General features: G+C 53.5%; 29 protein-coding genes and 1 riboswitch. Of the genes, 4 read left to right on the top strand and 25 right to left on the bottom strand.

Translation table 11 applies throughout. The features are described 5' to 3' along the window. Positions 1 to 85 precede the first annotated feature (85 nt). From K0J45_RS08830 to K0J45_RS08815, 4 genes are all read right to left on the bottom strand, one after another. Positions 86 to 484: a hypothetical protein gene (locus K0J45_RS08830; protein ID WP_220045007.1), complete on the bottom strand. Its 399-nt coding sequence runs from the start codon at positions 482 to 484 to the stop codon at positions 86 to 88. Between the two features lie 47 nt (positions 485 to 531). After that, positions 532 to 984, bottom strand: a complete 453-nt coding sequence (locus tag K0J45_RS08825) for a GNAT family N-acetyltransferase (RefSeq protein WP_011865544.1) — start codon at positions 982 to 984, stop codon at positions 532 to 534. Between the two features lie 26 nt (positions 985 to 1,010). Further along, positions 1,011 to 1,616, bottom strand: coding sequence for a GNAT family N-acetyltransferase (locus tag K0J45_RS08820; protein ID WP_144198964.1), 606 nt, complete (start codon positions 1,614 to 1,616; stop codon positions 1,011 to 1,013). Positions 1,617 to 1,832: 216 nt separating this feature from the next. Continuing rightward, positions 1,833 to 2,336 (bottom strand): GNAT family N-acetyltransferase, encoded by a 504-nt coding sequence (locus tag K0J45_RS08815; RefSeq protein WP_011865542.1) that lies wholly within the window; start codon positions 2,334 to 2,336, stop codon positions 1,833 to 1,835. A 76-nt stretch (positions 2,337 to 2,412) separates the two neighbouring features. Here K0J45_RS08815 and K0J45_RS08810 point away from each other — a divergent pair, with 76 nt between their 5' ends. Both K0J45_RS08810 and K0J45_RS08805 read left to right on the top strand, forming a co-directional pair. Beyond that, positions 2,413 to 3,030 carry a hypothetical protein gene (locus K0J45_RS08810; protein WP_011865541.1) on the top strand — a complete coding sequence of 206 codons (618 nt, stop codon included), beginning with the start codon at positions 2,413 to 2,415 and terminating at the stop codon, positions 3,028 to 3,030. A 41-nt stretch (positions 3,031 to 3,071) separates the two neighbouring features. Continuing rightward, the gene (locus tag K0J45_RS08805; RefSeq protein ID WP_011865540.1) at positions 3,072 to 3,803 is read left to right on the top strand and encodes an oxygen-binding di-iron domain-containing protein; all 732 of its coding nucleotides are present in this window, start codon (positions 3,072 to 3,074) and stop codon (positions 3,801 to 3,803) included. 258 nt (positions 3,804 to 4,061) lie between these two features. Here the strand turns inward: K0J45_RS08805 and K0J45_RS08800 are convergent, their stop codons facing one another. The 20 genes from K0J45_RS08800 to bioB form a co-directional block, all read right to left on the bottom strand. Beyond that, positions 4,062 to 4,610, bottom strand: a complete 549-nt coding sequence (locus tag K0J45_RS08800; protein ID WP_011865539.1) for an NAD(P)H nitroreductase — start codon at positions 4,608 to 4,610, stop codon at positions 4,062 to 4,064. Positions 4,611 to 4,705: 95 nt separating this feature from the next. Beyond that, complete coding sequence (locus K0J45_RS08795) at positions 4,706 to 5,296, bottom strand: HvfX family Cu-binding RiPP maturation protein (protein ID WP_011865538.1); 591 nt, start codon at positions 5,294 to 5,296, stop codon at positions 4,706 to 4,708. A gap of 245 nt (positions 5,297 to 5,541) precedes the next feature. Next, a complete protein-coding gene (locus tag K0J45_RS08790) occupies positions 5,542 to 6,669 on the bottom strand; it encodes a phosphotransferase (RefSeq protein ID WP_220045006.1) in 1,128 nt (375 codons plus the stop codon). Between the two features lie 39 nt (positions 6,670 to 6,708). Beyond that, positions 6,709 to 7,356, bottom strand: a complete 648-nt coding sequence (gene pnuC / locus K0J45_RS08785) for a nicotinamide riboside transporter PnuC (protein WP_220045005.1) — start codon at positions 7,354 to 7,356, stop codon at positions 6,709 to 6,711. A gap of 41 nt (positions 7,357 to 7,397) precedes the next feature. Further along, a complete protein-coding gene (locus K0J45_RS08780; RefSeq protein ID WP_220045004.1) occupies positions 7,398 to 7,658 on the bottom strand; it encodes a hypothetical protein in 261 nt (86 codons plus the stop codon). A 65-nt stretch (positions 7,659 to 7,723) separates the two neighbouring features. Next, a complete protein-coding gene (locus K0J45_RS08775; RefSeq protein ID WP_220045003.1) occupies positions 7,724 to 9,865 on the bottom strand; it encodes a TonB-dependent receptor in 2,142 nt (713 codons plus the stop codon). Positions 9,866 to 9,937: 72 nt separating this feature from the next. After that, positions 9,938 to 10,058, bottom strand: a riboswitch (TPP riboswitch). 128 nt (positions 10,059 to 10,186) lie between these two features. Next, complete coding sequence (locus K0J45_RS08770) at positions 10,187 to 10,576, bottom strand: YcfL family putative periplasmic lipoprotein (RefSeq protein ID WP_220045002.1); 390 nt, start codon at positions 10,574 to 10,576, stop codon at positions 10,187 to 10,189. 30 nt (positions 10,577 to 10,606) lie between these two features. Beyond that, positions 10,607 to 11,071: a PaaI family thioesterase gene (locus K0J45_RS08765; protein WP_011865532.1), complete on the bottom strand. Its 465-nt coding sequence runs from the start codon at positions 11,069 to 11,071 to the stop codon at positions 10,607 to 10,609. Continuing rightward, positions 11,068 to 11,565, bottom strand: coding sequence for a PaaI family thioesterase (locus tag K0J45_RS08760; RefSeq protein ID WP_011865531.1), 498 nt, complete (start codon positions 11,563 to 11,565; stop codon positions 11,068 to 11,070). Before K0J45_RS08760 ends, K0J45_RS08765 begins: the two co-directional genes overlap by 4 nt. 30 nt (positions 11,566 to 11,595) lie before the next feature. Continuing rightward, positions 11,596 to 11,946, bottom strand: a complete 351-nt coding sequence (gene hinT, locus K0J45_RS08755) for a purine nucleoside phosphoramidase (RefSeq protein ID WP_220045001.1) — start codon at positions 11,944 to 11,946, stop codon at positions 11,596 to 11,598. Between the two features lie 259 nt (positions 11,947 to 12,205). Further along, on the bottom strand, positions 12,206 to 12,757 hold the full coding sequence (locus tag K0J45_RS08750; protein ID WP_220045000.1) for a hypothetical protein: 552 nt from the start codon (positions 12,755 to 12,757) through the stop codon (positions 12,206 to 12,208). 497 nt (positions 12,758 to 13,254) lie between these two features. Beyond that, positions 13,255 to 13,527: a curli production assembly/transport protein CsgE gene (locus K0J45_RS08745; RefSeq protein WP_258406800.1), complete on the bottom strand. Its 273-nt coding sequence runs from the start codon at positions 13,525 to 13,527 to the stop codon at positions 13,255 to 13,257. Continuing rightward, positions 13,524 to 14,150, bottom strand: a complete 627-nt coding sequence (locus tag K0J45_RS08740; protein ID WP_220044999.1) for a LuxR C-terminal-related transcriptional regulator — start codon at positions 14,148 to 14,150, stop codon at positions 13,524 to 13,526. The genes K0J45_RS08745 and K0J45_RS08740 overlap by 4 nt, the downstream gene beginning before the upstream one ends. 338 nt (positions 14,151 to 14,488) lie before the next feature. Further along, a complete protein-coding gene (locus K0J45_RS08735; RefSeq protein WP_258406799.1) occupies positions 14,489 to 15,019 on the bottom strand; it encodes a curlin in 531 nt (176 codons plus the stop codon). A 415-nt stretch (positions 15,020 to 15,434) separates the two neighbouring features. Further along, complete coding sequence (cctA, locus tag K0J45_RS08730; protein ID WP_011865523.1) at positions 15,435 to 15,785, bottom strand: tetraheme c-type cytochrome CctA; 351 nt, start codon at positions 15,783 to 15,785, stop codon at positions 15,435 to 15,437. A gap of 338 nt (positions 15,786 to 16,123) precedes the next feature. After that, positions 16,124 to 16,987 carry a protease HtpX gene (gene htpX, locus K0J45_RS08725; RefSeq protein ID WP_220044998.1) on the bottom strand — a complete coding sequence of 288 codons (864 nt, stop codon included), beginning with the start codon at positions 16,985 to 16,987 and terminating at the stop codon, positions 16,124 to 16,126. 316 nt (positions 16,988 to 17,303) lie between these two features. Next, a complete protein-coding gene (gene bioD / locus K0J45_RS08720; protein ID WP_220044997.1) occupies positions 17,304 to 18,017 on the bottom strand; it encodes a dethiobiotin synthase in 714 nt (237 codons plus the stop codon). Positions 18,018 to 18,032: 15 nt separating this feature from the next. Next, positions 18,033 to 18,863 (bottom strand): methyltransferase domain-containing protein, encoded by an 831-nt coding sequence (locus K0J45_RS08715; protein ID WP_220044996.1) that lies wholly within the window; start codon positions 18,861 to 18,863, stop codon positions 18,033 to 18,035. 185 nt (positions 18,864 to 19,048) lie between these two features. Then, positions 19,049 to 20,197 (bottom strand): 8-amino-7-oxononanoate synthase, encoded by a 1,149-nt coding sequence (locus K0J45_RS08710; RefSeq protein ID WP_220044995.1) that lies wholly within the window; start codon positions 20,195 to 20,197, stop codon positions 19,049 to 19,051. Positions 20,198 to 20,219: 22 nt separating this feature from the next. After that, a complete protein-coding gene (bioB, locus tag K0J45_RS08705; RefSeq protein ID WP_011865518.1) occupies positions 20,220 to 21,272 on the bottom strand; it encodes a biotin synthase BioB in 1,053 nt (350 codons plus the stop codon). Between the two features lie 149 nt (positions 21,273 to 21,421). Here bioB and bioA point away from each other — a divergent pair, with 149 nt between their 5' ends. Together bioA and K0J45_RS08695 are read left to right on the top strand one after the other, a co-directional pair. Next, the gene (gene bioA, locus K0J45_RS08700; RefSeq protein WP_220044994.1) at positions 21,422 to 22,762 is read left to right on the top strand and encodes an adenosylmethionine--8-amino-7-oxononanoate transaminase; all 1,341 of its coding nucleotides are present in this window, start codon (positions 21,422 to 21,424) and stop codon (positions 22,760 to 22,762) included. A 159-nt stretch (positions 22,763 to 22,921) separates the two neighbouring features. Then, the gene (locus tag K0J45_RS08695) at positions 22,922 to 23,344 is read left to right on the top strand and encodes a globin domain-containing protein (protein ID WP_011865516.1); all 423 of its coding nucleotides are present in this window, start codon (positions 22,922 to 22,924) and stop codon (positions 23,342 to 23,344) included. Between the two features lie 30 nt (positions 23,345 to 23,374). On the opposite strand, the gene oleD is transcribed toward K0J45_RS08695, so the two are convergent. Further along, the gene (gene oleD, locus K0J45_RS08690; RefSeq protein WP_220044993.1) at positions 23,375 to 24,490 is read right to left on the bottom strand and encodes a 2-alkyl-3-oxoalkanoate reductase; all 1,116 of its coding nucleotides are present in this window, start codon (positions 24,488 to 24,490) and stop codon (positions 23,375 to 23,377) included. Positions 24,491 to 24,494 lie beyond the last annotated feature (4 nt).

Here is a 24,494-nt window from a genome sequence, read left to right as displayed (position 1 = left end):
CTAGTCGATTCCCTGTTTCATGCATGATCGAAAAAGAGTGCGCCAGCGCACTCTTTTGTTGAAATTTTGTCTGTGACAGAGTCGCTTACATGGTCGCCATGATCCAGTAATCCAGGCGCTCCTGCGGGTTAGCCATCAATTTCTGACAAGGGCCCTTGTAACGGTTCATCAGGCTACCCAGGTTGTGGTTGCTCGGCAGGCTGGCCTTCTGCTCGGCAACGGTTGCCGCTAGCTGCTGCTCTACCTTATTGGCGTCCTGATACTTCTTCGCCAGCGTCACGGCATCTTCGCCAGACTGCTTAAGCCTTTCGCCCACGGGCTTCATCTGCGGCGCATTCATGCCTGAAATGGTCTCTGAGGCGATTTGGTAATAGGCGGCGCACTCCAGCACCTCTTTGTTAAATGCCAATTCGGCTTCTGAGGGGGCGGCAACGGCGCTATTGGCCATGAGGGCGAATAGCGAAAGTGTAAGAGTCTTGCGCATCAATACTGTCCTTGAGCAATGAGTTTGAACCATTTCTACTTTAGATGTCACTGAATATCAAGGTTATAGCCTAAAAATTCTTGCTCCAGCTGGAAGCCGAGTGACTCATACAGGGCCTGGGCCTGATGGTTATCTTTATGGGTTTCGAGGAAGATCGAGGCGATCCCCTTGGCCTTGGCATAATCGATGGCGGTCGTCATCAATCGCCGCCCTACCCCGACACAGCGGGCATGCTGGGTGACATAGAGGTCACTCAGGATAAGGTTGGCGCGGGCATGGATAGAGCTGAAACTGGGATAGAGCTGACAAAAGCCCAGGCCATTGCCCTGGGCATCTAACATCAAGAAGATCACCGCATCCTTGCGTGCCAGTCGGGCATTGATAAACTTGTTGGCCAGGTCGATATCGCTTGCCTGACCATAGAACTGACGATATTCGTTAAACAGACCCGCGACAACGGCCGCATCTTCCAAGCTTGCCCTGCGTAATTCTCCCGACATTTATCCTCCCTGACATTTTGGTTAACTTATTGGTTTTCTAGATACTGACGCATTCGAAACTTAAGGTTTTGCTTCACGCTTGGCCACTCTGAGGCGATGATGGAGTAGACCACAGTGTCTCTTATGGTGCCGTCTTTCAAAATGCGATGGTTGCGCAGCACGCCATCTTGCTTGGCTCCCAGACGGGTGATCGCTTCACGGGAGCGCTGATTGTGCCAGTGGGTGCGAAATTCCACCGCAATCACATCTAAGGTCTCGAAGGCGTAGGTGAGCAGCAGGAGTTTACACTCGCTGTTGACCCCGGTACGTTGGGCGCTCTTGGCATACCAGGTATGGCCTATCTCTATGCGTCTGTGGGTCTGATCCCATGACATCAGGCGGGTACAGCCTACAATCTGCCCCGAGTGCCTGTCTCTGACGGCAAAGGCCAAGGCCTCGCCGCGTTGTTCGCTGGCCAGCGCCTGCTCGACATAGGTCTTCATCTCATCGGGATGGGGCGCCGAGGTGTACCAGAGGTTCCACAGCTCGCCGTCGCTGACCGCGATGGACAAGGCAGGAATATGCTCCTCCTGCAGCGGCTCTAACACCACTCGCTCACCACTTAAACAGCCTCTCAATGCGTCCTGACTCATGTTGATGCTCCAATGGGTTTGTTATAACAAAGCCATATGACCGATAGATGAAATTGCCTGTTTAGCCTGTGGCCTTGTTTACTCGCGATGACCTTTTTACAAGACTGCTTTTACAAGACCGCTTTTTTCAAGACGGTGACCAGATAGTTTCCGAGTTTGTTTACAAGCTAGATCACGAGATTGCTAATACACACGCTATCAAAATAGCCAATTTAATTAAAGTGTTATCTTGTAAAGTAATACTTCGTCGCCCTCGCCCCAGGCGATTAGCTCCTGACACTCGAAGCCGAGCTTCTCAAGCAGCGCCCGCGAGGGACCATTGCGTTCTTTCACTATCGCCAGCAGGCTGCTGAGTCTGAGCGCCTTAGCATGGGCAAGCACGGCGCGGCTGGCCTCGACCGCATAACCCTTGCCCAAAAATTCCGGCAACAGGGCATAACCAAGGTCGATACCGGGCAGCTGCTCGCGGTTCACCAGGCCAGCAACGCCCACTGGCTCGCCACTTTGCCTGAGTTCGATGCAGTACATGCCATAGCCATGTTCCTGATAGCTGTTGATCGGCCCCTCGATGAGGTGGTTTTCCGCCTGCGCCAGGGTGCGCACGCCGCGATCGCCTATGTTATCGACAAAGCCCTGACTGTTGAGCAGGGTCAGCATAAAGGGGGCGTCTTTTACTGTCATTTCACGTAAGACGAGACGCTCTGTTTCTAGGGTAAGCAATTCATTCTCCTAGGTTACTTTCGCATTGGGTGATCTCGACTATACTGTGATTGGTTCTACATAGGAAGTGGTTCTAATGACACAACACGCGCCGAAAATCAGTCAATATCATGTCATTGCGGCAGTGGTCGCCGCCGAGCTCAATCAGACACTTAGCTACTGCAAACAGATAAATCTTACCGCCAGCAATGCCCAGGCAGCCTCGGCGCGGGTGGGCAATGCGGCGCTCGGTTTCAAGGCGTTAACTGGCTTCATCGACGATCTGGCCTCCTACACCATGAAGGCGGCCACCGACATCAATCAACTGGCCCACCAGGCCAGTCGTCTCGCCACAGAGACCGCCAGGGCGGCAGTCGCACTCAATCATTTTCAGCAGGCGAAACTCAAGGCCAATGGCGCGCCCTATGGCGACACCATCAACCCGGCTGTCGCCGCCACCCAGGCCCATCACAGCAAGTTACAGCAGGAGTTTGATCGTCTCATCGACAAGATGGAAAACCAGCTGTTTGAGCTGAAACGTAACCTGCGCACCGCCAATATACTGGCCTCCATCTGCCGCATCGAGGCCTGCCGGGTCGACACCGCCAACCAGACCATATTCAACGACGTGGCCAACCGGGTGGATGATGTGGCCCAGTTGATCCGCCGCCGGGTCGACCATGCCATTACCCTTTTTGGCAACACAGCCCCCTGATCCCCCTTTTTACCGAAAAGCTAACGACAAGGAGTCGCACCATGAAGAGTGAGCTGATCATCGAAACCCCTACCCACAAATGGCTCTACTTCGGTCGCGACCCCGAAAAACCCGATAAGATCATCGACACCAACCAATACATGGTGGTGAGCAGCCATCATGCCCTGTTGATGGATCCCGGTGGCATAGAGCTGTTTGCGGCCATGCTGGCCAATATCGTCAAGCATATCCCCCTGAGCCAGCTGACCCATCTGTTTGCCTCCCACCAGGACCCGGACATCATCTCATCACTCGGCCTGTGGGATCAGACCCTGCCCAAAGCTAAACTCTACTCTCCCTGGCTATGGGAGGGGTTCATCCGCCATTTCGGCATGAATAACATCAGCTACGAGCCCATCGCCGACAACGGCGGTAGCGTGAGCCTAGATCAAGTTGAGCTGCAGTTTATTCCCGCTCACTACCTGCATGCCTCGGGTAATTTTCATGTGTATGATCCTGTGACTAAGGTCTTAATGAGCGGCGATATCGGCGCGGCGCTGGAAGATCCTCAGGCCGATATCTATGTCGATGATTTCGAGCAACACTGCGCCAAGATGGCCTACTTTCATCAGAGGTGGATGCCATCAAACCGTGCCAAGAATGATTGGATAAAGCGGGTACGCAAACTGGATATTCAATACCTCTGCCCTCAGCACGGTCGGATCTTCCGCGGTCCCCAGGTAAAGCAGTTCCTCGACTGGTTCGAGAATCTGAATGTGGGTGTTGGGGTATAGATAGGAATAGAGGTAAGAGTAAGATAAGAGTATAGAAAAGGCGTTCAGGATGGGGGCTAGCGGCAACATCTGGCTCCCCTCTTTTGACAGACAAAAAAATGCCCGCAGCAAGCGGGCAACACAATCACTTAGGGTGAAAACCTTGCATAGGTAGGATGCAGGCTCCCCTTCACTTTGCCAGTTTTTACTGCCCTGTAAACCCGACCAAAGTCGAAGCTAAAGTACCTGGCTTCACAATTTCGTTTGCTATCACCCTTATCAGAGGTAACGCACCGCCGAGTCGGCCGATTTCTGCGGCTTTAACGGCGCCTTCACCGCGGGCGTGCCCAGGTAGAGGAAGCCCACTATCTGATCTTGCTCGCCCAGACCTAAGGCCCGATGCAGATGACGATTAAAGGCCAAGGGGCCGGTACGCCAGATGCCGCCCAGTCCAAGAGCAAAGGCGGCCTGCTGCATCGCCATACAGGCGCAGCCCGCGGCGATATGTTGCTCTAGTACCGGCACCTTAGGGTGCTCGGTTACCTTGGCCACTACAGTGACCACCATGGGGGCGCGCATCGGCATGTTGGCGGCCTTAGCGACCGCTGCCTCATCGCCACCCTCTTTTTCCATCGCCTCGACAAAATGGTCAGCCAGGCGCGTTAGGCCATCGCCCTCGGCGACAATAAATTCCCACGGGGTGAGGCCTGCATGGTCCGGCACTCGCACCGCGGCGTTTAAGATCTGTGTAAGCTGCGCCGCATCGGGCGCAGGGGCGACTAGTCGGGGGCAAGACTGCCGAGTCAACAGAAGTTCGATCGCATCCACAAAGATTATCCTGTCATTAATACCGACCTCGAGGGTAGCAAATTGGCAAAAAAAATCCCACTGAAACAGTGGGATTTACACTTGATGACGCCGGGTTAAGCCTTGGGCTGATACTTGCGGGCGATCCAATAATCCAGACTGGTGTAACGTCCGCCACCGATGATCAACAAGGCAAACAGCATAAACAGATAGGTAACGGCAAACTCGATGCCGTTGTTGAGGATCACAAAGTTACCCGAGGAGGTCAGCCACTCATAATGACCATGTTCTTGTAGCAAAGATTTAGCCGCCGCGAGCTTCTCCGCCGAGGCCATCACCTGCTCGTTGGCCAGCCAGGAGCTAGGATCGGCGATGGCCAACCAGCCGTTTTTCCAATGCACGCTAAAGGCCGCCACCGCCATGGTGACCATCAAGGGAATAGAGATCAACCGGGTCGCCAAGCCCAAGATCAGCAAGAAGCCACCGACAAACTCGCTGCCGGCCGCCAGGGCCACCATCACCTCAGGCATGGGCAGACCCAAGCCCCACTCGGCATTACCAAACCAGGCCGCCGTGTCGCTAAAGTGCGACAGCTTGTTGTATCCTGCCTGCATCAGCACGGGCGCCAGATAGAGCCTAAGTGCCAAGGCGGCAACGCCGTCGAGCTGGGCGATCCCCTGGGTAAATTTAGCGTACAGTTTCTGCATAACCTCACTCTCTCATTATTTTGTCATTACCTAATAGACCCTTAGCTAATCATTTAAATTTCAGCAAAGATGAACACAGGTAAAAAAACTATGATCTCGATGAAGTGAAACAGGCGAGTTGAGACAAGCGAAACGAAACAGGCGACTTGAAATAAACGAGGAGAGAAGCGAGATAAAATTGTTGAAATGCGTTAGCCCTGACGGATTAACAGACTCGGAAACAGAATCGGACGAAAAACGGCTCGTTAACCCACCAGCACCATGAAGTCATCGAAACATTGCAGGTAGTCGCTCACGCTGTGTGGCAGGCTGACATCTGACTCGCCCTGCGTCTGCCGCACTGCATTCTCCACCGACTGCTGCACAGTCTGCTTCAATAGGCCTTCGCCTTGACTTGCCATCAGCAGTGCCCAGCAGGCAGCGAAATACCAGTAAAGCGCCAAGGCACTGGGAATGGCCGCGAGCGCCTTATCGTTGAGCTTGGGATGATCATTCAGATAGCCGAGGATCAACCGATGGCGCTGCTCACTAGAGAGTCTGTGGGTTGCCAGCATGCTGGCAAGATCCACCAAGGGGTGGGAGCTACAGGCGTATTCATAATCGATACACCAGAGCTTCCCCTGGCTTATCAAGAGATTGTGGGGGTTAAGATCCCTATGGCTATACTGTGGCGCTAACTCACAGGCATTAAGCTGCGCTAGCACGGCATCGACCCGCCTCTGGTGCGCCTTAAGCGCTTGCCATCGCGTCTTCCAAGGCTCGAGATAGGATATGGGCAGATCCGTGCTCCCTACCGCATCAAGACTGGCTTTATCTGTGCTCGCCGCATCTAGGCTTTCGGCAATCATCTCTAGCTGGCCAAAGTAGCGCTGCCACTGCTCTGTCACCGAGATAGGATTCACCGGCAACGGCAATTGAGCTAGCCCCTTGAGCAGATCGAGCAGCAACACCTCGGCATCCGGCCGGGTGACGCACTCATCCTGCAGCGGATGGGCGGGGTTGGCCGTCATCAAACGGCTCCAATCTTCGCCTGTGTCGATGAAACGGCTGAGATAGACGCTATTACCCGGCGCCACATACAAGAGCGCTGGCGCGAGGCCTTGCTCTTCTGCCAGGCGCCAGTTGGCCACCTCATGGTCGCGGGCGCTGATCTGGCTGCTGGCCTGACTGTTGACCCGCAGCACCAGCTGCTGGTTATCGCGGCTTAGATGATAGTTTTGGTTGCTCAGTCCCCGCGAGAGCACCTGTATCTGTGTGCTCTCATCCAGTGGACAGCCAAGCTCAGAGAGCTGCACCTTAACCGCCTCGGGAAGGCTGCCTATCAGGCGCGCTAGCAAGGTGCTATTCGCGCCAGCACTACCGTCAGCCGACATCAGATCACAGCCTCGACGAACAGTACGGCAAGACTCGCCTTAGTCATAGGAGTAGTCACCCTGACTTGGCTGCTGCATGCTGGTACGCCATAGGAAATAACCCCCTATCGCCATGCCCACATACAAGATGAACAGCATAGAGGTGAGCATCAGTCCCTTGTTAAGATAGAGGTAGATGGAGACAAAATCGATAACCACCCAGTAGAGCCAGTTCTCCAGTACCTTGCGCGCCACCAGATAGGTGGTCATCACCGCAAAGCAGCTGGTTGCCGCATCGAGATAGGGGTAGGATGCCTGAGTGTGGGTTGCCATCAAATGGCCGACCACCAGGGAAACCACACTGGTCGCGACAATCAGATAGAGATGCCGTCCAAGCGACCAGCTGACCACCTCGACACCATGGTCTTCACCGCCGCCATAGCGCCACAGCCAGAAGCCGTAGCCAGCCATCGCCATGTAGTAGACGTTGAGCAGCGACTCCATCAGCAGGGAGACCTCCCAAAACAGCAAGGTATAGATGGCGGTACTGACAAACGCCGCCGCCCAGCACCAGATGTTGCCGCGCATCGCCAGCGCCAGGTAGGCCAATGCCAAGACCACGGCAACGGCCTCCCAAGCCGTCATGGCGTTGGCCTGCTCGAAAGCCTGGGTCAGGGTGCTGACCAAAGCGGACCAGAAATCTATCATAGGATGAGTGTCGCTCCCGTTAACTTATTCGCCTTTTGGCCTTATTCCTGATGGGACAGGTCCAGCTCACCGCCGATAAACTTGACCACGAACACCGCCTTGCCCCACTTCTCGTGGGCGGCCTCCATCTCGGTGGCCAACATCTGCATTACCTCGCCATACTCACCACACACCTGAGTGGCCATGGCATTGGTACGGCGCTCTATGTTGGGGTAAGTGTCAACCCGTCCGATAAACCATTTGATGGGATCGATATAGTTATCCTTGAGGGGATACATGCTGATTTCAGCGGTTAATTTCATCTTAACTCCTTAAAGAGGGCGAGCCCTGCCCGCCCCTACAAAGATTAGCAATGGCAAAGTGCCAATTACATGAACTTGACGTTGACAGTGACCCCCAGCTGGCGAGGGTCGCCATAACGGATATATTGCTTATCGGCCCAGCCGTTATCCGGCTCGTTACCGAAATAGAAGCCGCGCACGCCATACTTCTCATCAAACAGGTTGCGTCCCCAAAGGTAAGCCGACCAGGTCTCTGTCTCGTAGCCGACACGGGCATTGAAGATAGTATAGGGCTCTGACTTAGAGTCGTTGCTGTCTGAGTAGTAGAACTCGCTCTTACCACTGGTAGTCAGATTGGCAAACCAGCCCAGATCGCTACGATAGGTCGCGCCCGCGCTATAGGTAAGATTAGGTGAGTGAGCCAGCTCGCGGCCAGTGAGATCCACCAACCCACCGTATTTATCCTGGTAGGCGTAATCGCCGTAGGCGGTCTCTAGCCAGCCTAGCGTGCCGTATAACTTAAGGTTATCAGTGGCATACCAGTTGGCTTCCAGCTCGGCGCCATAGTTGTGTGAGCTACCGGCATTTTCGACGTAGAGGATGAACTTCTGTGGCTCGTCAGGGTTTTGCTGTGAGGCTGAGACCTGTTGATCGCGTCTGTCCATGTAAAACAGCGAGAAGTGTGTGGTCGCGTCGCCATCTAGCCACTCTGACTTGAGGCCCAGCTCATAGTTGTACAGAGTCTCGGCCTGGAACTCCTTCTTATCGCTAAGGGAAACTGGCAGTGACATGTTAAAGCCACCCGCCTTATAGCCACGGGCGATACGGGCATAGGCCTGTTGGCCTGGACTCAGGGTCTTGCTCAGGGCAATATGACCGCCCCACATGTTCTCAGAGGGATCGAAGGCATCCTTGTCCGAGTCGCTGTAATCGCTCTCGCGGCGCTCCAGACGGGCACCCACTGACAACGCGTAGCCATTGCCTAAGTCGCTGTCTAACTGCGCGAAAACTGCCAAGTTAGTCGCTTCATATTCGGCCAGCAGTCTGTCTTCCCAGCCGTTATAGACTTCGAGTGTGTCGTTGTCTTCTGTGAGTCTCAGACCATAGACACCCACCAACCAATCGGTGCTGCCATCGAAGATACGCCCCGCCTCGGTGGAGCTCAGACGAAACTCCTGAGACAGCGTGGTTCTGTCACCCAGCTTGTTCCAGGTGTAGTCGTATTGACAAGGCTCACCCTCGCAGCTGCGGGCCGCCCAAAACTCTGGGTTCGCCCAGTCACCGTCGTAGCCGTGATGAGTATCACTCTGGGCCACTGAGCTTAGTGAGACCAGCTCGAAGCTGTCGGCGCCTGAGTAAGTCAACTTAAGCGAGCCACCCGTGGTGCGCTGCTTGTCGACACCCGGCTCATCTGTGAGGGTATCGAAACCATTGTTGTCCAATGTCCAGGCATCGTAGCCGTTGTTAAAGTCGGCGTGCATCAGGCTGAGATCGGCCACCAGATCGTCTGTGGCATACCAACGCAGCTTGATGCGGCCGGTAAATTCATCTCTGCCGTTGGTATCATCTCGGCCCAGGTAAAGGTTGTCGCGATAGCCGTTCTGTTCATGTTGCTGCAGCGATACGCGGTACAAGAGCTTGCCCGAATCACTCAATGGGCCAGAGCTGAAGCCGCTATAGGTGCGCAGGTTATCGTCACCCAGTTGCAGCTCGGCGCCATGCTCGAATACCGAGGTAGGATCGTTACTCTTAAGGTAGATGAGACCGGCTAAGGCATTGGCACCATAGCGCGTGCCCTGTGGCCCGCGAAGCACCTCGACCTGCTGCAGGTCATACATGCTGGAGATCATCCCAAGGCCCGACATGTCGATGTCGTCTATGATGTAGCCAACCGAAGAGTTAGGTGCACCCTGATACTCCTCCTGCTCGCCCACACCGCGGATCTGGAAATATTTCGCCCGCGAGCTGCCGCCAGACCAGTTGAAATTGGCAATGCCGTTGAGTACGTCTTCAAAGTGCTGGGCGCCCTCGTCCTCGATCTGCTGTTGATCTATGACGCTGATGCTAGAGGGCATCTTGTCTAGGCTAGACTGGCGAAAATCGGAGGTGACGACTATCACTTCCATCTCGTCGTTGGCTGGCGGCGTATCGCTCGCCATCAGGCTGGTATGAGTTAACGCCGCCGCAACGGCAAGGGCGATGGGTGAATAAGATTTTAATGTAAACATAGGACCTCAAATCAATATTGAGATCCGGCACTTAAGAAAGCGAGAAAGAATGCACAGACAGATTGTGTAAAATCTAGTGATGTGGCCCATTCCTACGCCGGTATTAGCCGGATCAGGTTCTAAGGGTTCGTCCTGCGGACATCTCAGTCAATCGCTAAGCTATGGCTTGGCGTTAACACCCCTTGGCGAGGCCGATTATACATGACTCATACAAAGAGTTGACATATTTAACGCAATATTTGCGCGTGATCCATAAAAAAACGCCAGCATTGCTGACGTTTTCATCAAATCATTCGCTCGACTCATTCCTGAAAGCAATTTTTAATTGGAAATGGCCTCGCGCACATAGAGTTCACAACGCACCGCGGTGGCATTTGGGGACAGCGCCGTCACCTGCATCTGCTGCTTGCCGTGCAGCTTAAGGGACTTCCAACTCACCCCCTCATCCTCTACCGTCGCGCCATTGACATCATACCAGGTGAACTTATATTGCAGGCGCTGATCCTTTGGTGACTTACTGATGATAGTGCCGCGCGCCCGCAGGAAACCCGCCTCGGCTTGGGTGGTCACCGCGCTGACATCCACGTCTGAGTGGAAGGAGCCATTATCTACCCGCACCTCACCGGTGGAGCTGGTCATGATGCCGCCGGTATGGGGCGCACAGGCGCTCAGTCCCAGCAACAAGCAGCCTAACACTAATCCTTTGTTCATCACTATTCTCCTTATGCGACACCTTAACATCTATTCAATCAGAAAATGGGCGCGGGCGGTAGCAATCAAGGCCTTTCGGTTGGTTTGCCAACAGTTGATGTTTACGTTCGCCACGCGGCGCCCCTGACGGGTGATCTTACACTCGGCGAAGCTATCTCTGTGATGGCCCGCCCTTAAGTAATCGATAGAGAAATCGACGATTTTTGGCACCTTGGTGGTCTGCATAAACACCATCAGCTGCACGATCGCCGACATCTCCATAAATCCCGCTATCACCCCGCCATGAATGGCCGGCAGGGTTGGGTTACCGATATTTTCATCTTTCTTCGGTAGCTGAAACACCAGCTCGTCGCCGAAGCGCGCCACCTGCATGCCAATAAACTTAGCATAAGGAACATGCGCCAACAGGTGACCGAAATCGTTGAGTTCTGTCGCCTTCTTAACGATATCTTTAACGTTTAATGCCTGATTGGCTTCTGGTGTGACCATGGTCATTTTCCCTCTCCCATCAGAGCCTGTCTGAAGGCGTCGCCCACCATCTCAGGGCTGATACGCATGAAAGAACCCACCGCATGGGCGATAGGATCGTCGATAGAATCCTGATAGGCGATGGCGCGGGTAAAGGCCACGCTCGAGGAGAGCTTGTAACACTCGGCGAACCCATAGACGCTCTTGTTGGGCTCGGCGGGTTTCATGTAGTCGACCCGCAGATCCAGCGTCGGCGACAACTCCAGCGACTTGTACTTATCGAAGATGTTGCAGACCACGGCTGTGCCGCAGGCGGTGTCCATCAGGGTGGTGATCACCCCGCCATGTATCACGCCTGTGTCTGGATAACCGATAAGCTCACTGCTATAGGGCAGCTCGATCAGCACATGCTGCTCGCTGGCTTCGAGCACACTGAGCCCAAGTCGGCGACACTGCACTAGCTGACCGACGAAGCGGGTCGCCAAGTCTGTCAGCGGGAAAAAATCAGGGTTTGTCTTCATTACTCTACACAGTCCAAGAATAGTCTGGGATTAACGCGACACTAGCGGCCCCAGGAAATCACCGCCTAACAGGTGCATATGGATATGGAAGACTTCCTGACCGCCATGCTTGTTGCAGTTCATGATGAGACGATACCCATCCTCTGCGATGCCGGCTTCATCGGCCAGCTTGGCCGCTACCGTCATCATACGACCCAGGGCCTTCTCATCCGATGCCTTGACATCGTTAACAGTCGGGATCAGGTGATTGGGGATGATCAGAATATGAGTTGGCGCCTTGGGCTGAATGTCACGAAAGGCGGTGACCAGTTCATCTTGGTACAGGATGTCGGCGGGAATTTCGCGTCTAATTATTCTACTGAAAATGGTCTCTTCGGCCATTGCACTATCCTCGATATGTCGTTAATCCTGTCAGTATACTCACAAATAAGCTGTTTGTGATCCATCATATAAATAAAGGAGTTAACTCAATCAGCGAGTGATGATTTTTTAGCTTAGAGAATGAAAGAGCCCACCTGAATAACCAAGTGGGCCCTATGACTAGTGGGCACTATGAAAAGTGGGCGCAATGAAAGTAGGAAGCGTGATTGGCAGCACTGCGCTGAACACGGGCGCTCACCCCATCGATGTTAGCGACTATTTAATCGAATGCTAATCTATCGCTGTTCAATTGATCTTGCTGCTTGAGCTGCTTGAGATCCTCGCGCTCCGCTTCGATCTGCAGTAATTTGGGCGCCTTGAAAGTCAGCTTTAGATAGGCATCGTGGCGGGTCTTGGCCACCTGCTCTAGCGCCACATTGGTGCCATCGTCGGTAAAGCCATACCAGCGCTTGCCGAAGCAGCTCCCCTGCAACACACATTTATAGGAGCTCATCTCACTGCCAATGAACTCTGTTGTTTGATAGCCGGTATCGACTAGCGATTGCTTAATAAAATTAAAATCTTCTTTATAGTCATCATCATACAAGCCATAATTTCTGCTTGTCATGATGACTTTTAACAGCCCATGTTGCTTGTCGGCATAGAGCACATAATCCTTGGCTAGAGACAAAGACTTAGGTAATACATGGGTTTCCACCCTGAGTTCATCTCCCTGGCGTTTGACCTCGCCATACTGGCTGACATCCTCCCCCCAATCAAGCCCAAAAGGCGCCATTCCATGTGCATAAAGCGGCGCTAACACTACTAACAATGCTAACTTCTTCATCGTACCTATTCAGCAAGTCAAAAACTTGACGAATTCTACACAAAAATGTGCTTCCTCTAAATAGCCAGAGGCAAAAATATCCCATATTTGATTAAAATATATATGATTAGTCAAAATAACCATGAAATGATAAGTTTTTAACAACAAGGGGAGAGCACAGTCAAAATGTCGTACGCACAACATTTCAGAAATAAGTCTTAAATGCGAAGCCAATTAAACTCTGATTAACTTTTGCTCACCCCATTGCATCAAGATGCACTTCTATCCACTATTTATGTAGCACTGGACTGAACGGCTAAATTATACGCACCATCCTTACTACCATAGCCAATCAATATACATGACACTTTTGATGGCCGATGCCATAGCGACTCACAGCCAATTTCGAGGTATAACTCAGTTTCGACTCAAGCAGCTCTGGCATTGATTAACTTTAACACCCCGAAACTACGCTTTACTGGCATGTAAGCTAAACAGGATAGCTATCCGACATAAGATATGAATGGGAATCCACCGTGCTCCGTCATGCCACCTATATCTCGATAGGCGGCGACAAATTCACGGTAAAACCTGTGTCCGACGCGAGTCATCGCGCGGTTGAGGATCAGTCCATCGATGAGATCAGACTCCAACCTGGGCGGCGCGTCACTCGTGCTCTGCGCTGCCAATTTACTGCCCTCGTCGACATCGGCCCCCTGACAATAAACAGGAGCCGAAAAGGCCGCTAACAGGAGCAAGCGGCCCAGGTATTTCACTGCTGAACCTCATGCAGATGAGTCTGTGCCCAGGCAATCGCCTGTCCACGACTTGAGACACCAATCTTTCTAAACACACGATAGAGATGCGTCTTGATGGTGCTCTCGCTGACAAACAACTGATTGGCGATATCCACGTTGGTGCTACCCGAGAGTAATGCCTGCAGCACCTCTCGCTCGCGAATCGTCAGGTTATCGGCGCCGTCAAGCTGCTCCTGATCCGCAGAAGCCGACAGCAAAGCATGGGGGATCACCGTCTGGCCGCGTAGCACATTGGCTAAGGCCTTGCCTATTTGCTCAAGGGAAGCATCGCCATAAAAGACGGCGGCGGTAATGGGGGAAATTAAGAATCTTGCATCTATCTGTTTCGGGTAGTGCAAGAATACCACGCGGGCGCTGTGGCGCTTCTCGATCTGCTTTTGTACCTGGTAGGCACGCTGCACATCTATGGTGGCGAGATCGATAACGACCAAAGAGTAATTCCCTTCACTCATAGTCACTTCAACACTCTCGGGGGTGACCTTAGCCAGTTTAACCAGAAACTCCTGGGGCCAACGCGTCTCCAACAGATCAATCAACAGTTGCGATCGCGATACCACTACCCAATTTATCACTTTGAACATCCTGCTCACTCCATGTCGCTAGTTATAAGCGTATTCCATTAAACCGACACATATAATAACAACTATAGAATTAAAAATAACATCTTAATTGCGCCAATTTTATCAAGCCCTACCAGAATATCTGTTTGAGGTGAGATCCCTTCACCTTATCTTTCACCGTCTTACTGCTAAGGAAGGTGCGAATAAGTCCCGTGCTTGCTCTGCGTGTGCTTAAAGTGGATAGATGCAAGGCACAGTTTGCAGCGAGTGGCCCTAGTCTTTCGCAAGAACTGTAACGCAGCAAATACCGCTGTAAGCCTCGTCCTGCGGGGCTTTGTGACGACTTGTTGGCACCTTCCCTAACGATACCCCTGAGTCACACTTGCCCGCTGTGCATTCCCCCACTGGGTCACAATCACCCCATGACCCGAACCATTTTGATAGATGCTGACCTCATTGTCATAACCGCTCTGTTGCACATAGGCCTGGTTATCGCTGCCCCGCTGCTCAGCTACCAGAGACAGGTTTGTCCCAAGTTGACTGGCGATCAGGCTGTTGTTGACCCCCACCTGCAACAGGCTGGCCTCTATCGCCTCCCCTTGCTGCAGCAGATACGCCTGATTGCCGATCCCTTGTTGCAGCAGCTCGGCGCTGTTGGCCACCCCAGATTGGGTAAACAAGGCGCGGTTCGCCTCGCCACTTTGGGTGATGTCGGCCTGCAGCGCATCCCCAAGCTGCATGATGCTAGCATTATCCCCCTGAGCCAACTCATCAAGACTACTGAGATCATCTGCCCACACAGGCAAGCCAGCAAAAAGCATCGCTAACAAGAACAATCGGCTGATTGCCCGGCGCCAGGCAAAATGCCCGGCCTTAAAGACTGCTTGCATCAATTTTGTTTCCATCCATGGCGCACCTATCTGTTTTTATGGCCAAGATTATCTATCTAAGACGAAGGACTTACGTCCACAAAGAGTATGAAGTCCCGCTAGACAAAGTATCTATTCAGGACACAAGACTAATACTTTTCTACTAATGGAAAATCGAACAAAATTGGATCTAGAGATGAGGGCGGTGATAAAGCCCGCAGGCTAGTGAAGGCTTATCAGCCACCCGCCTTTTGGCAGAAACTGTGCACCGTTGGCATGGGCTAATGGAATCGATTAATGATAAATGGAGAGTTGAACTCGCAGATCTGGCTAATATTCCAGTCACGAGTAATAGAACAGAGATAAAGTTGCCGATGGCAGATACAAAAACACCGGCAAGCTGCCGGTGTTTGTCGATTATCCTGTAATGAAAATCTTATTTCTTCAATACAGAGTCTGCGGTACGGCCATCGTCGTGGCAGCTATCACAGGCTGGGCGATCGCCCACGTTTGAATCGTGTGGCGCGTGACAGTCGGCGCACATCAGATTACCGTCGTGTGGCTTATGCACTGCGTCCATCTCGGCTAGCGTACCGTGACAGCTTTGGCACTGCTCAAATTCGTGAGCACCATCGGCAGATGGTTCACCATTGGCGTGACACGCTTCACAGCCTTCCATCTCAGCATGCATCTCTGCAAGTTCTTGAGGCTCAGCCATTGCCGCTGGAGACAAGGCTAGCGCCGCCAAACCAGCACCAAATAACGCACTTAGAATTTTATTGCTCACGATAATTTCCTCTCTTATGTTTGGCGATGTGGGTGTAGTTGTTATATCCCATCGTGCCTTATTCCTAATTGCACAACTTAGCTTAAAATAGCTAAGGTTTTGCAAATAGGCAAATTTCTCTTGCGGGCATACTAACAATAGCAACTGCTTAAAAATGTGCACTTAATCAAATATCTATGCCGCAAGCCTCATACTCACAGATAAACATGATCTGCATCACACTACTGCTATGCAAATGAGCATTTATCATTGCCACCCAGAAAAACAAAAATCGTATTTGCAAAGAAAAGATACAAAAAACGGGAGCCTAGGCTCCCGTTTTATCAATCGACTATCGATTATTGTGCGCGCAGTGCTTCGATACGCTTTTCAAGTGGTGGATGGCTCATCATCAGTTCGGCCATCGACTTCTTACCATTGATACCGAAGGCAGCCATCTGTGCCGGCATGGCACCGGTTTCTGGGCCTTGACGCAATCTGTCGAGCGCCGCAATCATCTTATGCTTGCCTGCCAACTGAGCACCGCCGGCATCAGCCTTGAACTCACGAACACGTGAGAAGTAAGCCACTATCATAGACGCCAGGATACCAAACAGCATATCCAACACGAAGACCACTGCCATGTAGGCAAACATGCCCAGGCCTTCGCCCTCTTCGTCGTTGCTGGCAACGAAGTTATTGATTATGCTAGCCACCACGCGGGCCGCAAAGATCACGAAGGTGTTAACCACGCCTTGAATAAGGGTCAGAGTCACCATGTCACCGTTGGCCACATGGCTCACCTCGTGGGCCAATACGCCTTCGATCTCATCTTGCGTCATGCCGTAAAGCAGTCCGCTACTGACGGCGACCAGCGAGTTGTCCTTGCTGGGGCCTGTGGCAAAGGCGTTCAGCTCGGGTGACTGGTAAATGGCCACCTCAGGCATCTTGATGCCCGCCTGCTCAGCCTGACGCGCAACGGTATCGACCAACCAACGCTCCATGTTGTCGCGCGGTGTGGTGATCACTTCACAGCCCATGGTCTTCTTCGCCATCCACTTAGAGATCGCTAAGCTGATAAAGGCGCCGCCGAAACCGAAAATGGCAGCAAAGACCAATAGTCCGCCCATGGTCGAGGTGTTAACCCCTAAAATAGACATCACAATTGAAGCGACTAGCAAGATTGCCATGTTTGTCGCGATCAATAAGAAAATACGCTTCATGTAAGCTCCTATAAGCCCTGTATGAGACACCCTATGTGTCATCAGCCTCTCTTAACGACATAATATGTCCGATAAGTCAGAGTTCAAGGGTTGAACGTAAAAATATTTTTGGTGGGTACGATTGAGTGCGCAGCCACGCCAAAAAGTGTAGACCTTGGCGTGGAGTCTAGAAGCCCTATATTAAGCCAATCTTAAATTTATCGGCTTTGGCGGGATAAGCCGTTAATCTTTATTAATAATTACTCCAGCAATCAGAGAGTGGCGTTTTGTTAATCAAAGGCTCTCATTCAACAGGCGCTATTGATGCGAGAGTTGGCTAACCTTGAGCTGGTACCAGCTTGGTAAGATCTAAGTATTGCGCCGCGTTTTGGCTAGAACATTCAGTAAGATGTGGGATGACCCCGAGACATGGGGCGTCCATCAAGGCAGTAAGCGCCGAGAGGTTTTCGTCTGTCACCTGCATCTCTGGATCGACGCAGTTTGCCACCCAGCCAGCTATCTTTACCCCATCGGCCTGAATCGCCTCTTGAGTCAGCAGCGCGTGGTTGAGGCAACCCAGCTTAACCCCGACCACCAAGATCACCGGCAGCTGCAGATCGATTGCCACGGTGGACAGAAAGGCCTGTGGATTGAGCTTACCCTGAACGCGAAGCGCATGGTTAAGCGGCAGACGCCAGCCTCCCGCCCCCTCTACCAAGGCAAAATCCACCTCATCGAATGGCAATGTCTCAAGTTGAGCCGTGACCAGATCGGCATTAAGAATCACGCCTACCTGCTTGGCGGCGATATGCGGCGCGATGGCAGGCTTAAAAGCAAAGGGGTTCACTCTTTCATAGGCAAGCTTCACATTGGACTGAGCCATCAATGCGAGGGCGTCGCTGTTTCTCAGCCCCTCTGAGGTCGGCTCGCAACCCGAGGCGATGGGTTTTACCCCTAAGGTGCTACCCTGCTTGCTCGCCAGATACAGAAGAGAGGAAGCCACCAGGGTCTTACCGCTGTCGGTATCTGTGCCGGCGATGAAATAACGCATGAACCCTTTCCTTAACTAGCCTCTGCGGCTCGCATGAATAAATAAGATTTGATAGGTCAAAGGAAGTCCCTCTGGCTGCCGCTGAGCCTCGGCGCGCTCACAGAGGGCCAACCAATCCTGACGCCCACGAAGCCTAGGTAGCGGCTTACTCACTGAGCCCTCTGTTCCATTTGAGCCCAGAGTTTCATCTGAGTCTTGATTGCCATCTGAGCCTTGAGAGACATCGCTGCCCATGGCGGCAGAGGCGCCAACCCCCTTGATGGAATAGAGCAGCGTCTTAAGATCGTCGAAATGCACCCGCAGCGGTTCTACCGATTGGTGCTCAATTTGCCAATGGGAATCACTAAAGCCATCAAGCAGCGTCTGGGCTTGCTCGAAGGCATTAACCCTTAGCCCGAGCGCGTCGAGTTCAGAAAGACTGCCATCGACGACGATGGCGAGGTGGCATTGACCGCCGGGCTTAAGCACCCTGGCAAGCTCACCTATGGCCGTCTTGATATCGCTGCACCACTGTAGCGCTAGGTTTGAGTAGAGGGTGTCTATGCTGGCATCGACAAGGGGCAACGCCTGGGCATCGCCGCACAGCGCCTTGTAGCTAGGAAAACTTGCGCGCATTTGCGATAGCATGCCGGGGGCAATATCCAGCCCCAGCACCTCATTAAGACCTGGCGCCGCAGAAAAATCTGTACCTGGACCACAACCGATATCTAACAGGTGTCCGACGGGCGCCACTTTGGCCCTCAGCCTCTGCGCGCTGAGACGCTGCACCTTGTCATGCTCCTGATAGTGCTTAGCCGCCTGGGAGAACTGGCGCGCTATTTTGTCTGCACCAATCGCCTCTTTCATACAGTCTTTACCCTGCCCACTCTGCACTTCGCTTGACACTGAACTGGGAATTAGGCTTGGCAATGAACTGGGTATTAGGCTTGGCATCTTGCTCGACATATCAGTGGGCACATCTTTGGCTAATTCACTACACACAGAATCAGACTTCCTCTGGAAAAATAAATCACTTTCTAAGCCTGTACCACTTAATCTTGCAAGGCTTGCTGCAACTGATCGGCCAGGGCTTCGAGCTCTGCCTGGGTATGATTCACATTTAAGGTGATCCTGAGCCTGGCGCTGCCCTGAGGCACGGTCGGTGGCCGAATCGCTCCCACCCAGAAACCCTTGGCCTTTAGTTCACGATCGACCTTGGCAAGCTTATCGATATCCCCCACCACCAGCGGCTGTATCGGGGTCTGACTGCCAAGCAGCGTAAGCCCCCTCGCCTTGGCAGCCTGTTGAAATGCCAGGATCACCTGTGCCAGCTTGTCTCTGCGCTCACCGCTTTTAATCAACTTCACCGCCTTGAGAGCCACATGGGCACTGGCTGGCGACAGGGCGGTGGAATAGATATAGTCCCTGGCATGGGCCACCAGAAAATCGATACAAGTATTTGAGCCTAAAATCGCCGCGCCTTGACAGCCAAGGGCCTTACCGAAGGTAACGATTTGAATATCACAGCAGCTGGCATCGACCTTGTTGTGCCCGCCCATTGGCAGGACGCCGAAGCCATGGGCATCATCGACGATCAACCAGGCATCATTTGCCTGTGCAAGCTCGTAGAGCTCATCTATGGGCGCCAGATCGCCATCCATGCTGAAGACGCTCTCTGTCACCACCGCTAGCGGCTGATGCTTTTCCACCAGTCGCTTGGCCGCACCAAAATCGTTATGGGCAAAGCGTTTTAACTGGGCGCCGCTTTCCAGCAGGCCGTCGATCAGGGAGGCGTGGATCAGCTTATCGGCCACCACCACACTCTCCTTGTCCAGCAGCGTTTTCATCAAGGCTGAATTGGCGCTAAAGCCGCTGCTAAAGAGCAAGGCCGCCTCATGGCCGGTAGCCTCGCACAGTGCCTGCTCGAGCGCCGCATGGGCATCGCTATAACCTGTGACCAGGGGCGAGGCGCCGCTGCCGACGCCGTATAATCTCGCCCCCTCACCTAACGCCTCGATAAGCTCAGGCGATTGACTCAGGCCCAGATAATCATTGCTGGCAAAGTTATGCTTAATGCTTCCCTGATGCACTAAACGGTTAGCACCGCCAACCGACTGAGTCAGTTGCTGACGATGCCTGAGCAGCCCGCTTTGTTCCGCGCGCTGCATCTGGTCATCGATTTTCTGCTGGAGCCGAGTCATATGGATTTAATTACTGAGCAACTTAGAGCGCCGCCGCATCGTAGAAAGGCTGAGAGGCCTTATCTTTAACGGCCTGCGCCTTGGCAAATACCGCTTTGTCCTCTTCGACCGTGCCCGCCTTGCCCTGCTCGGGATGAAGCCCAAGGCGCTTAAACAGCGTCATATCTTCATTCTCTTCCGGATTACTCGTGGTCAACAATTTACAGCCGTAAAAGATAGAGTTGGCGCCGGCAAAGAAACACATGGCCTGTAGCTCATCCGTCATCTTCTCGCGCCCTGCCGACAGGCGGACCCGTGACAATGGCATCACGATACGCGCCACGGCTATGGTACGCACAAATTCTAGCGGATCCAGATCGTCTAAGTTTTCAAATGGGGTACCGGCAACCTTCACCAACATATTGATGGGCACAGACTCGGGATGCTTGGCCATGTTGGCCAGCTGCTGCAGCAGCCCGGCACGATCGCTCGCCTGCTCACCCATGCCGACGATACCGCCCGAGCACACCTTCATGCCGGCGGCGCGCACGTTATCCAGAGTGTTGAGCCTGTCCTGATAGGTACGTGTGGTGATGATATCGCCATAGTATTCTGGCGAGGTATCCAGGTTGTGGTTGTAGTAATCCAGTCCTGCGTCAGCCAGATCTTTTGCCTGGGATTCGCTGAGCATTCCCAGGGTCATGCAGGTCTCCATGCCCATGGCTTTCACTTCGCTGACCATATCCTTCAGATAGGGCATATCGCGCTCATGGGGATTACGCCAGGCGGCGCCCATGCAGAAGCGTGACGCCCCGGCGGCCTTGGCGGCGCGGGCCTCGGTCAGCACCTTCTCAATCTCGATCAGTCGCTCTTTCTCAAGGCCGGTATCGTAGCGGGCACTCTGAGGACAGTACTTGCAATCCTCTGGGCAGGCGCCAGTCTTGATCGACAGAAGGCGTGAGATCTGCACCTCGTTAGGGTCGAAATGCTGGCGATGAATGCTATGGGCCTTAAACAGTAGGTCATTCATAGGTAGCGCAAAAAGTGCTTCAATTTCATCACGTTGCCAATCGTGACGTAAGGCTAATTCGGACATTGATTACCAACCTTCAAGTTGCTATTTTGAGCCGGAATGCTTGATTTCCGGCGACATTTATCTTGCTTAGCATACCCTTAGGCCTTAATCTGTCAACGCCAACCAGTTAAACCGGTTTACTAGCGGTTAAAAAATAATCAGGATTTTTTATGTCTGCGACGACCCAGATCGACCACCAATTCGACCAACAACACATCTGGCACCCCTACACCTCCATGACCCAGGCCCTTCCTGCCTATGGAGTGGTGTCGGCCGAGGGGTGCGAGTTGATCTTGGAAGATGGCAGACGCCTAATCGATGGCACCAGTTCCTGGTGGGCCTGTGTACACGGTTACGGCCACCCCTATATTCTGGAGGCGATGCAGAAACAGTTATCGACCCTCAGCCATGTGATGTTTGGCGGCATCACCCATCCCAGCGCCATCGCGGTGAGCAAGAAGCTGCTTGCCATGACCAGCGAGAATCTTACCAAGGTGTTTCTGGCCGATTCGGGCTCGATTGCCGTCGAGGTGGCGATGAAGATGGCGCTGCAATATTGGCAGGGACGCGGCGCGCCAAGCAAGCAGCGGATACTCACGGTAAAGCATGGCTACCATGGCGATACTTTTGCGGCGATGAGTGTGTGTGACCCAGAAGGCGGCATGCACACCATGTTTGGCGAGGCGGTGACTCAGCAGCTGTTTGCCCCCGCCCCCAAGACCCCCTTCGGCGAAACCCTGATCGCAGACGATCTCGAGGCGATGGCGTCGCTGCTTGAAGCCCATCACCAATCGATAGCGGCGGTTATCATAGAGCCTATCATGCAGGGCGCCGGCGCCATGCATTTCTACAGCGCCGACTATCTGAAAGGGCTGCGTGCGCTGTGCGATCGCTACGAGGTGTTGTTGATCTTAGATGAGATAGCCACAGGCTTTGGCCGCACCGGCAAGCTGTTTGCCTACCAGCATGCAGGTATTGAGGCGGATATTCTATGCCTGGGTAAGGCTCTCACCGGCGGTTATATCTCGCTGGCTGCCACCCTGTGCAGCGACGAGGTGGCCTTAGGGATCAGCGACTCCCCCTCCGGCGTATTCATGCATGGCCCCACCTTCATGGGTAACCCGCTGGCCTGCGCCGCCGCCAGCGCCAGTCTGGATCTGATCAATCAACACCAGTGGCCCGAGCAGGTAGCCGCCATCGAGCAGCAGATGAAACAGGAGTTAGCGCCGGCCAGTTCAATCGAGGGAGTAAAAGCGGTGCGCTGTTTGGGCGCCGTTGGCGTGATTGAGATGACCCGCAGCGTAAATACCGCAGCATTGCAACAGGCCTTTGTGGATCGCGGCGTCTGGGTGCGCCCCTTCTCGAGCTATATCTATATCATGCCACCTTACACCATTAGCGCGCCGCAGCTTAGCCGCCTAACCCAGGCGATGCTCGAGGTCGCCGCCATCGCGGGGGCGGAGGCGAAAGCATCGAGCGGCGATGAGGCGGGCTTTATCAGCCACGGATAATCCAGCTCCTATTCTTTATTGCGGGCGCAAGATTGCGCCCTTGAACTCCCGCTGAGCTATAGTTAGCCAAGGCGCACTGATTCGCTTAAGTCTCAGCGCGCTGATTGGCGCTCCAGCGAATCGCACTCGACAGGCTCAACTCAGAAAACCGGGAAAGCTATGCCTCTCACCGACGAGCAAAAACAGCTTATTCAAAAATCCTTTGCCGAGATCAATCGGCAAAACAGTAACTTCGCTTCGCACTTCTACGATTGCCTGTTCGCCATGGCGCCCTTGATCCGTCCCATGTTCCAGAGCGAGCGGCCGGTATTCGAGTATCATTTCAACGAGCTCATCACCACGGCCGTCGCCAAGGTGCATCAGTTTAATGAGGTCAAGCCTAAGCTAGAGGAGCTGGGACGAAAGCATCTGGATTATGGCGTCAATATTAGCCAATTTGAGGTGGTGCGCGCCGCCTTGTTGCTGTCGATTCAGGATTGCCTGCGAGACGCATCCAGCCCGGCTATCGAGCAGGCCTGGTCATGCTATTACGATGAGATTGCCAAGGTGATGATTGCCGCCATGCAGGAGGCAGCATCCTGATCAGGCTGCCGTATCTCGCCTATCTTAATCTTATACTTTTTCCCGCTTCAGCCAGTCGCTTAACTGCACCATCCCCTCATCGATCGATACCAAGGGGCGATAGTTAAGGTCGCACTTGGCCGCAGAGATGTCGAAATAGTGACTGGTAGAGAGCTGTCTGGCCACGAAGCGTGTCATGATGGGCTCCTCACGTTTGCCCAGCAGGCCGTAGACCCCTTCTAACAGGGCCCCGGCCAGATAGGCGACGCTGGCGGGTACCCGCTGCTCGACCTTGGGCAGCTCGGCACAGGCCAAGATCTTGTTGAGCATGGCCGCCATGGTGATCGGCTCATCGTTACTCAAAAAGTAACACTTTCCGGCGCACCGCTGCGGGTTTTGCTTGAGGGTCAACGCCGCCAAAATATGGGCGTAGGCCGCGTTGCCGACATAGATGGTATCCACCAGCTTATCGGCCTTACCCACCAACTTGAGCTTACCGGCTCGGGCGCGGGCGATGACCCTGGGCACCAGGTGAGGATCTTCCGGCCCCCAGATGAGATGGGGCCTCAAGGATACTGTATTTAGCCTGTTTTCCGTAGAAGACCCAGGTAGAGATGTGCCGTTTGCGGCCGTCACTCTCTGCTCGGCGATCGCCTTGGACTCACCATAATAGTTAAGGAAACGACTGGCATAGGGGGCACTTTCATCTATGCCAGATTCATCCTCACCGGCAAAGGTCACGCTTGGGGTACTGGTATAGACGAAACTGTCGATACCGTGGGCGACAGCGGCCTTAAGCAGGTTGTCACAGCCCAGCACGTTAGGGGCAAAATAGCTCTCCTTGCTGCCCCACACCCCGGCCTTAGAGGCCACATGAAACACCAGGTCGCAGCCCGCCATGGCGTCTGTCACAGCCTCAAGATCGCAGATATCGCCGCTCACCATGTTAACGCCCATGGCCTCGAGCTCGGGATAATGCCCCCTGGCAAAGCCTGTCACGGCGATGCCCGCCGCTATGAGTCGCTGACAAATCGCCTTACCCAGAAAGCCGCCGGCGCCGGTTACCAAGGCATGGCGGCTAAGACCCGCCAGCTGAGTTAACGCCTCAAGCTCTTCAGGAAGCAGATTTACGTTGTCTGTGTGATTGGAATGCTTGGTGATGCTCACGGAC

The sequence above is a fragment of the Shewanella alkalitolerans genome, assembly GCF_019457575.1.
Lineage (GTDB): Bacteria > Pseudomonadota > Gammaproteobacteria > Enterobacterales > Shewanellaceae > Shewanella > Shewanella loihica.
Note: the sequence above shows the minus strand (reverse complement) of the source record. Positions and strands in the feature narration are given on the sequence as shown.

What these genes read in the sequence shown, in the direction of transcription:
- bioA (WP_220044994.1), top strand. Translation starts at nt 21,422, where the DNA reads ATGTCTGCGACGACCCAGATCGACCACCAATTCGACCAACAACACATC.
- pnuC (WP_220045005.1), bottom strand. Translation starts at nt 7,356, where the DNA reads ATGATAGATTTCTGGTCCGCTTTGGTCAGCACCCTGACCCAGGCTTTC.
- K0J45_RS08795 (WP_011865538.1), bottom strand. Translation starts at nt 5,296, where the DNA reads ATGCAGAAACTGTACGCTAAATTTACCCAGGGGATCGCCCAGCTCGAC.
- K0J45_RS08825 (WP_011865544.1), bottom strand. Translation starts at nt 984, where the DNA reads ATGTCGGGAGAATTACGCAGGGCAAGCTTGGAAGATGCGGCCGTTGTC.
- K0J45_RS08770 (WP_220045002.1), bottom strand. Translation starts at nt 10,576, where the DNA reads ATGAACAAAGGATTAGTGTTAGGCTGCTTGTTGCTGGGACTGAGCGCC.
- K0J45_RS08820 (WP_144198964.1), bottom strand. Translation starts at nt 1,616, where the DNA reads ATGAGTCAGGACGCATTGAGAGGCTGTTTAAGTGGTGAGCGAGTGGTG.
- htpX (WP_220044998.1), bottom strand. Translation starts at nt 16,987, where the DNA reads ATGAAGCGTATTTTCTTATTGATCGCGACAAACATGGCAATCTTGCTA.
- K0J45_RS08830 (WP_220045007.1), bottom strand. Translation starts at nt 484, where the DNA reads ATGCGCAAGACTCTTACACTTTCGCTATTCGCCCTCATGGCCAATAGC.
- bioB (WP_011865518.1), bottom strand. Translation starts at nt 21,272, where the DNA reads ATGTCCGAATTAGCCTTACGTCACGATTGGCAACGTGATGAAATTGAA.
- K0J45_RS08735 (WP_258406799.1), bottom strand. Translation starts at nt 15,019, where the DNA reads ATGCAAGCAGTCTTTAAGGCCGGGCATTTTGCCTGGCGCCGGGCAATC.
- K0J45_RS08775 (WP_220045003.1), bottom strand. Translation starts at nt 9,865, where the DNA reads ATGTTTACATTAAAATCTTATTCACCCATCGCCCTTGCCGTTGCGGCG.
- bioD (WP_220044997.1), bottom strand. Translation starts at nt 18,017, where the DNA reads ATGCGTTATTTCATCGCCGGCACAGATACCGACAGCGGTAAGACCCTG.
- K0J45_RS08740 (WP_220044999.1), bottom strand. Translation starts at nt 14,150, where the DNA reads ATGTTCAAAGTGATAAATTGGGTAGTGGTATCGCGATCGCAACTGTTG.
- K0J45_RS08715 (WP_220044996.1), bottom strand. Translation starts at nt 18,863, where the DNA reads ATGAAAGAGGCGATTGGTGCAGACAAAATAGCGCGCCAGTTCTCCCAG.
- K0J45_RS08695 (WP_011865516.1), top strand. Translation starts at nt 22,922, where the DNA reads ATGCCTCTCACCGACGAGCAAAAACAGCTTATTCAAAAATCCTTTGCC.
- K0J45_RS08810 (WP_011865541.1), top strand. Translation starts at nt 2,413, where the DNA reads ATGACACAACACGCGCCGAAAATCAGTCAATATCATGTCATTGCGGCA.
- K0J45_RS08790 (WP_220045006.1), bottom strand. Translation starts at nt 6,669, where the DNA reads ATGTCGGCTGACGGTAGTGCTGGCGCGAATAGCACCTTGCTAGCGCGC.
- hinT (WP_220045001.1), bottom strand. Translation starts at nt 11,946, where the DNA reads ATGGCCGAAGAGACCATTTTCAGTAGAATAATTAGACGCGAAATTCCC.
- K0J45_RS08805 (WP_011865540.1), top strand. Translation starts at nt 3,072, where the DNA reads ATGAAGAGTGAGCTGATCATCGAAACCCCTACCCACAAATGGCTCTAC.
- K0J45_RS08765 (WP_011865532.1), bottom strand. Translation starts at nt 11,071, where the DNA reads ATGACCATGGTCACACCAGAAGCCAATCAGGCATTAAACGTTAAAGAT.
- K0J45_RS08760 (WP_011865531.1), bottom strand. Translation starts at nt 11,565, where the DNA reads ATGAAGACAAACCCTGATTTTTTCCCGCTGACAGACTTGGCGACCCGC.
- K0J45_RS08710 (WP_220044995.1), bottom strand. Translation starts at nt 20,197, where the DNA reads ATGACTCGGCTCCAGCAGAAAATCGATGACCAGATGCAGCGCGCGGAA.
- K0J45_RS08780 (WP_220045004.1), bottom strand. Translation starts at nt 7,658, where the DNA reads ATGAAATTAACCGCTGAAATCAGCATGTATCCCCTCAAGGATAACTAT.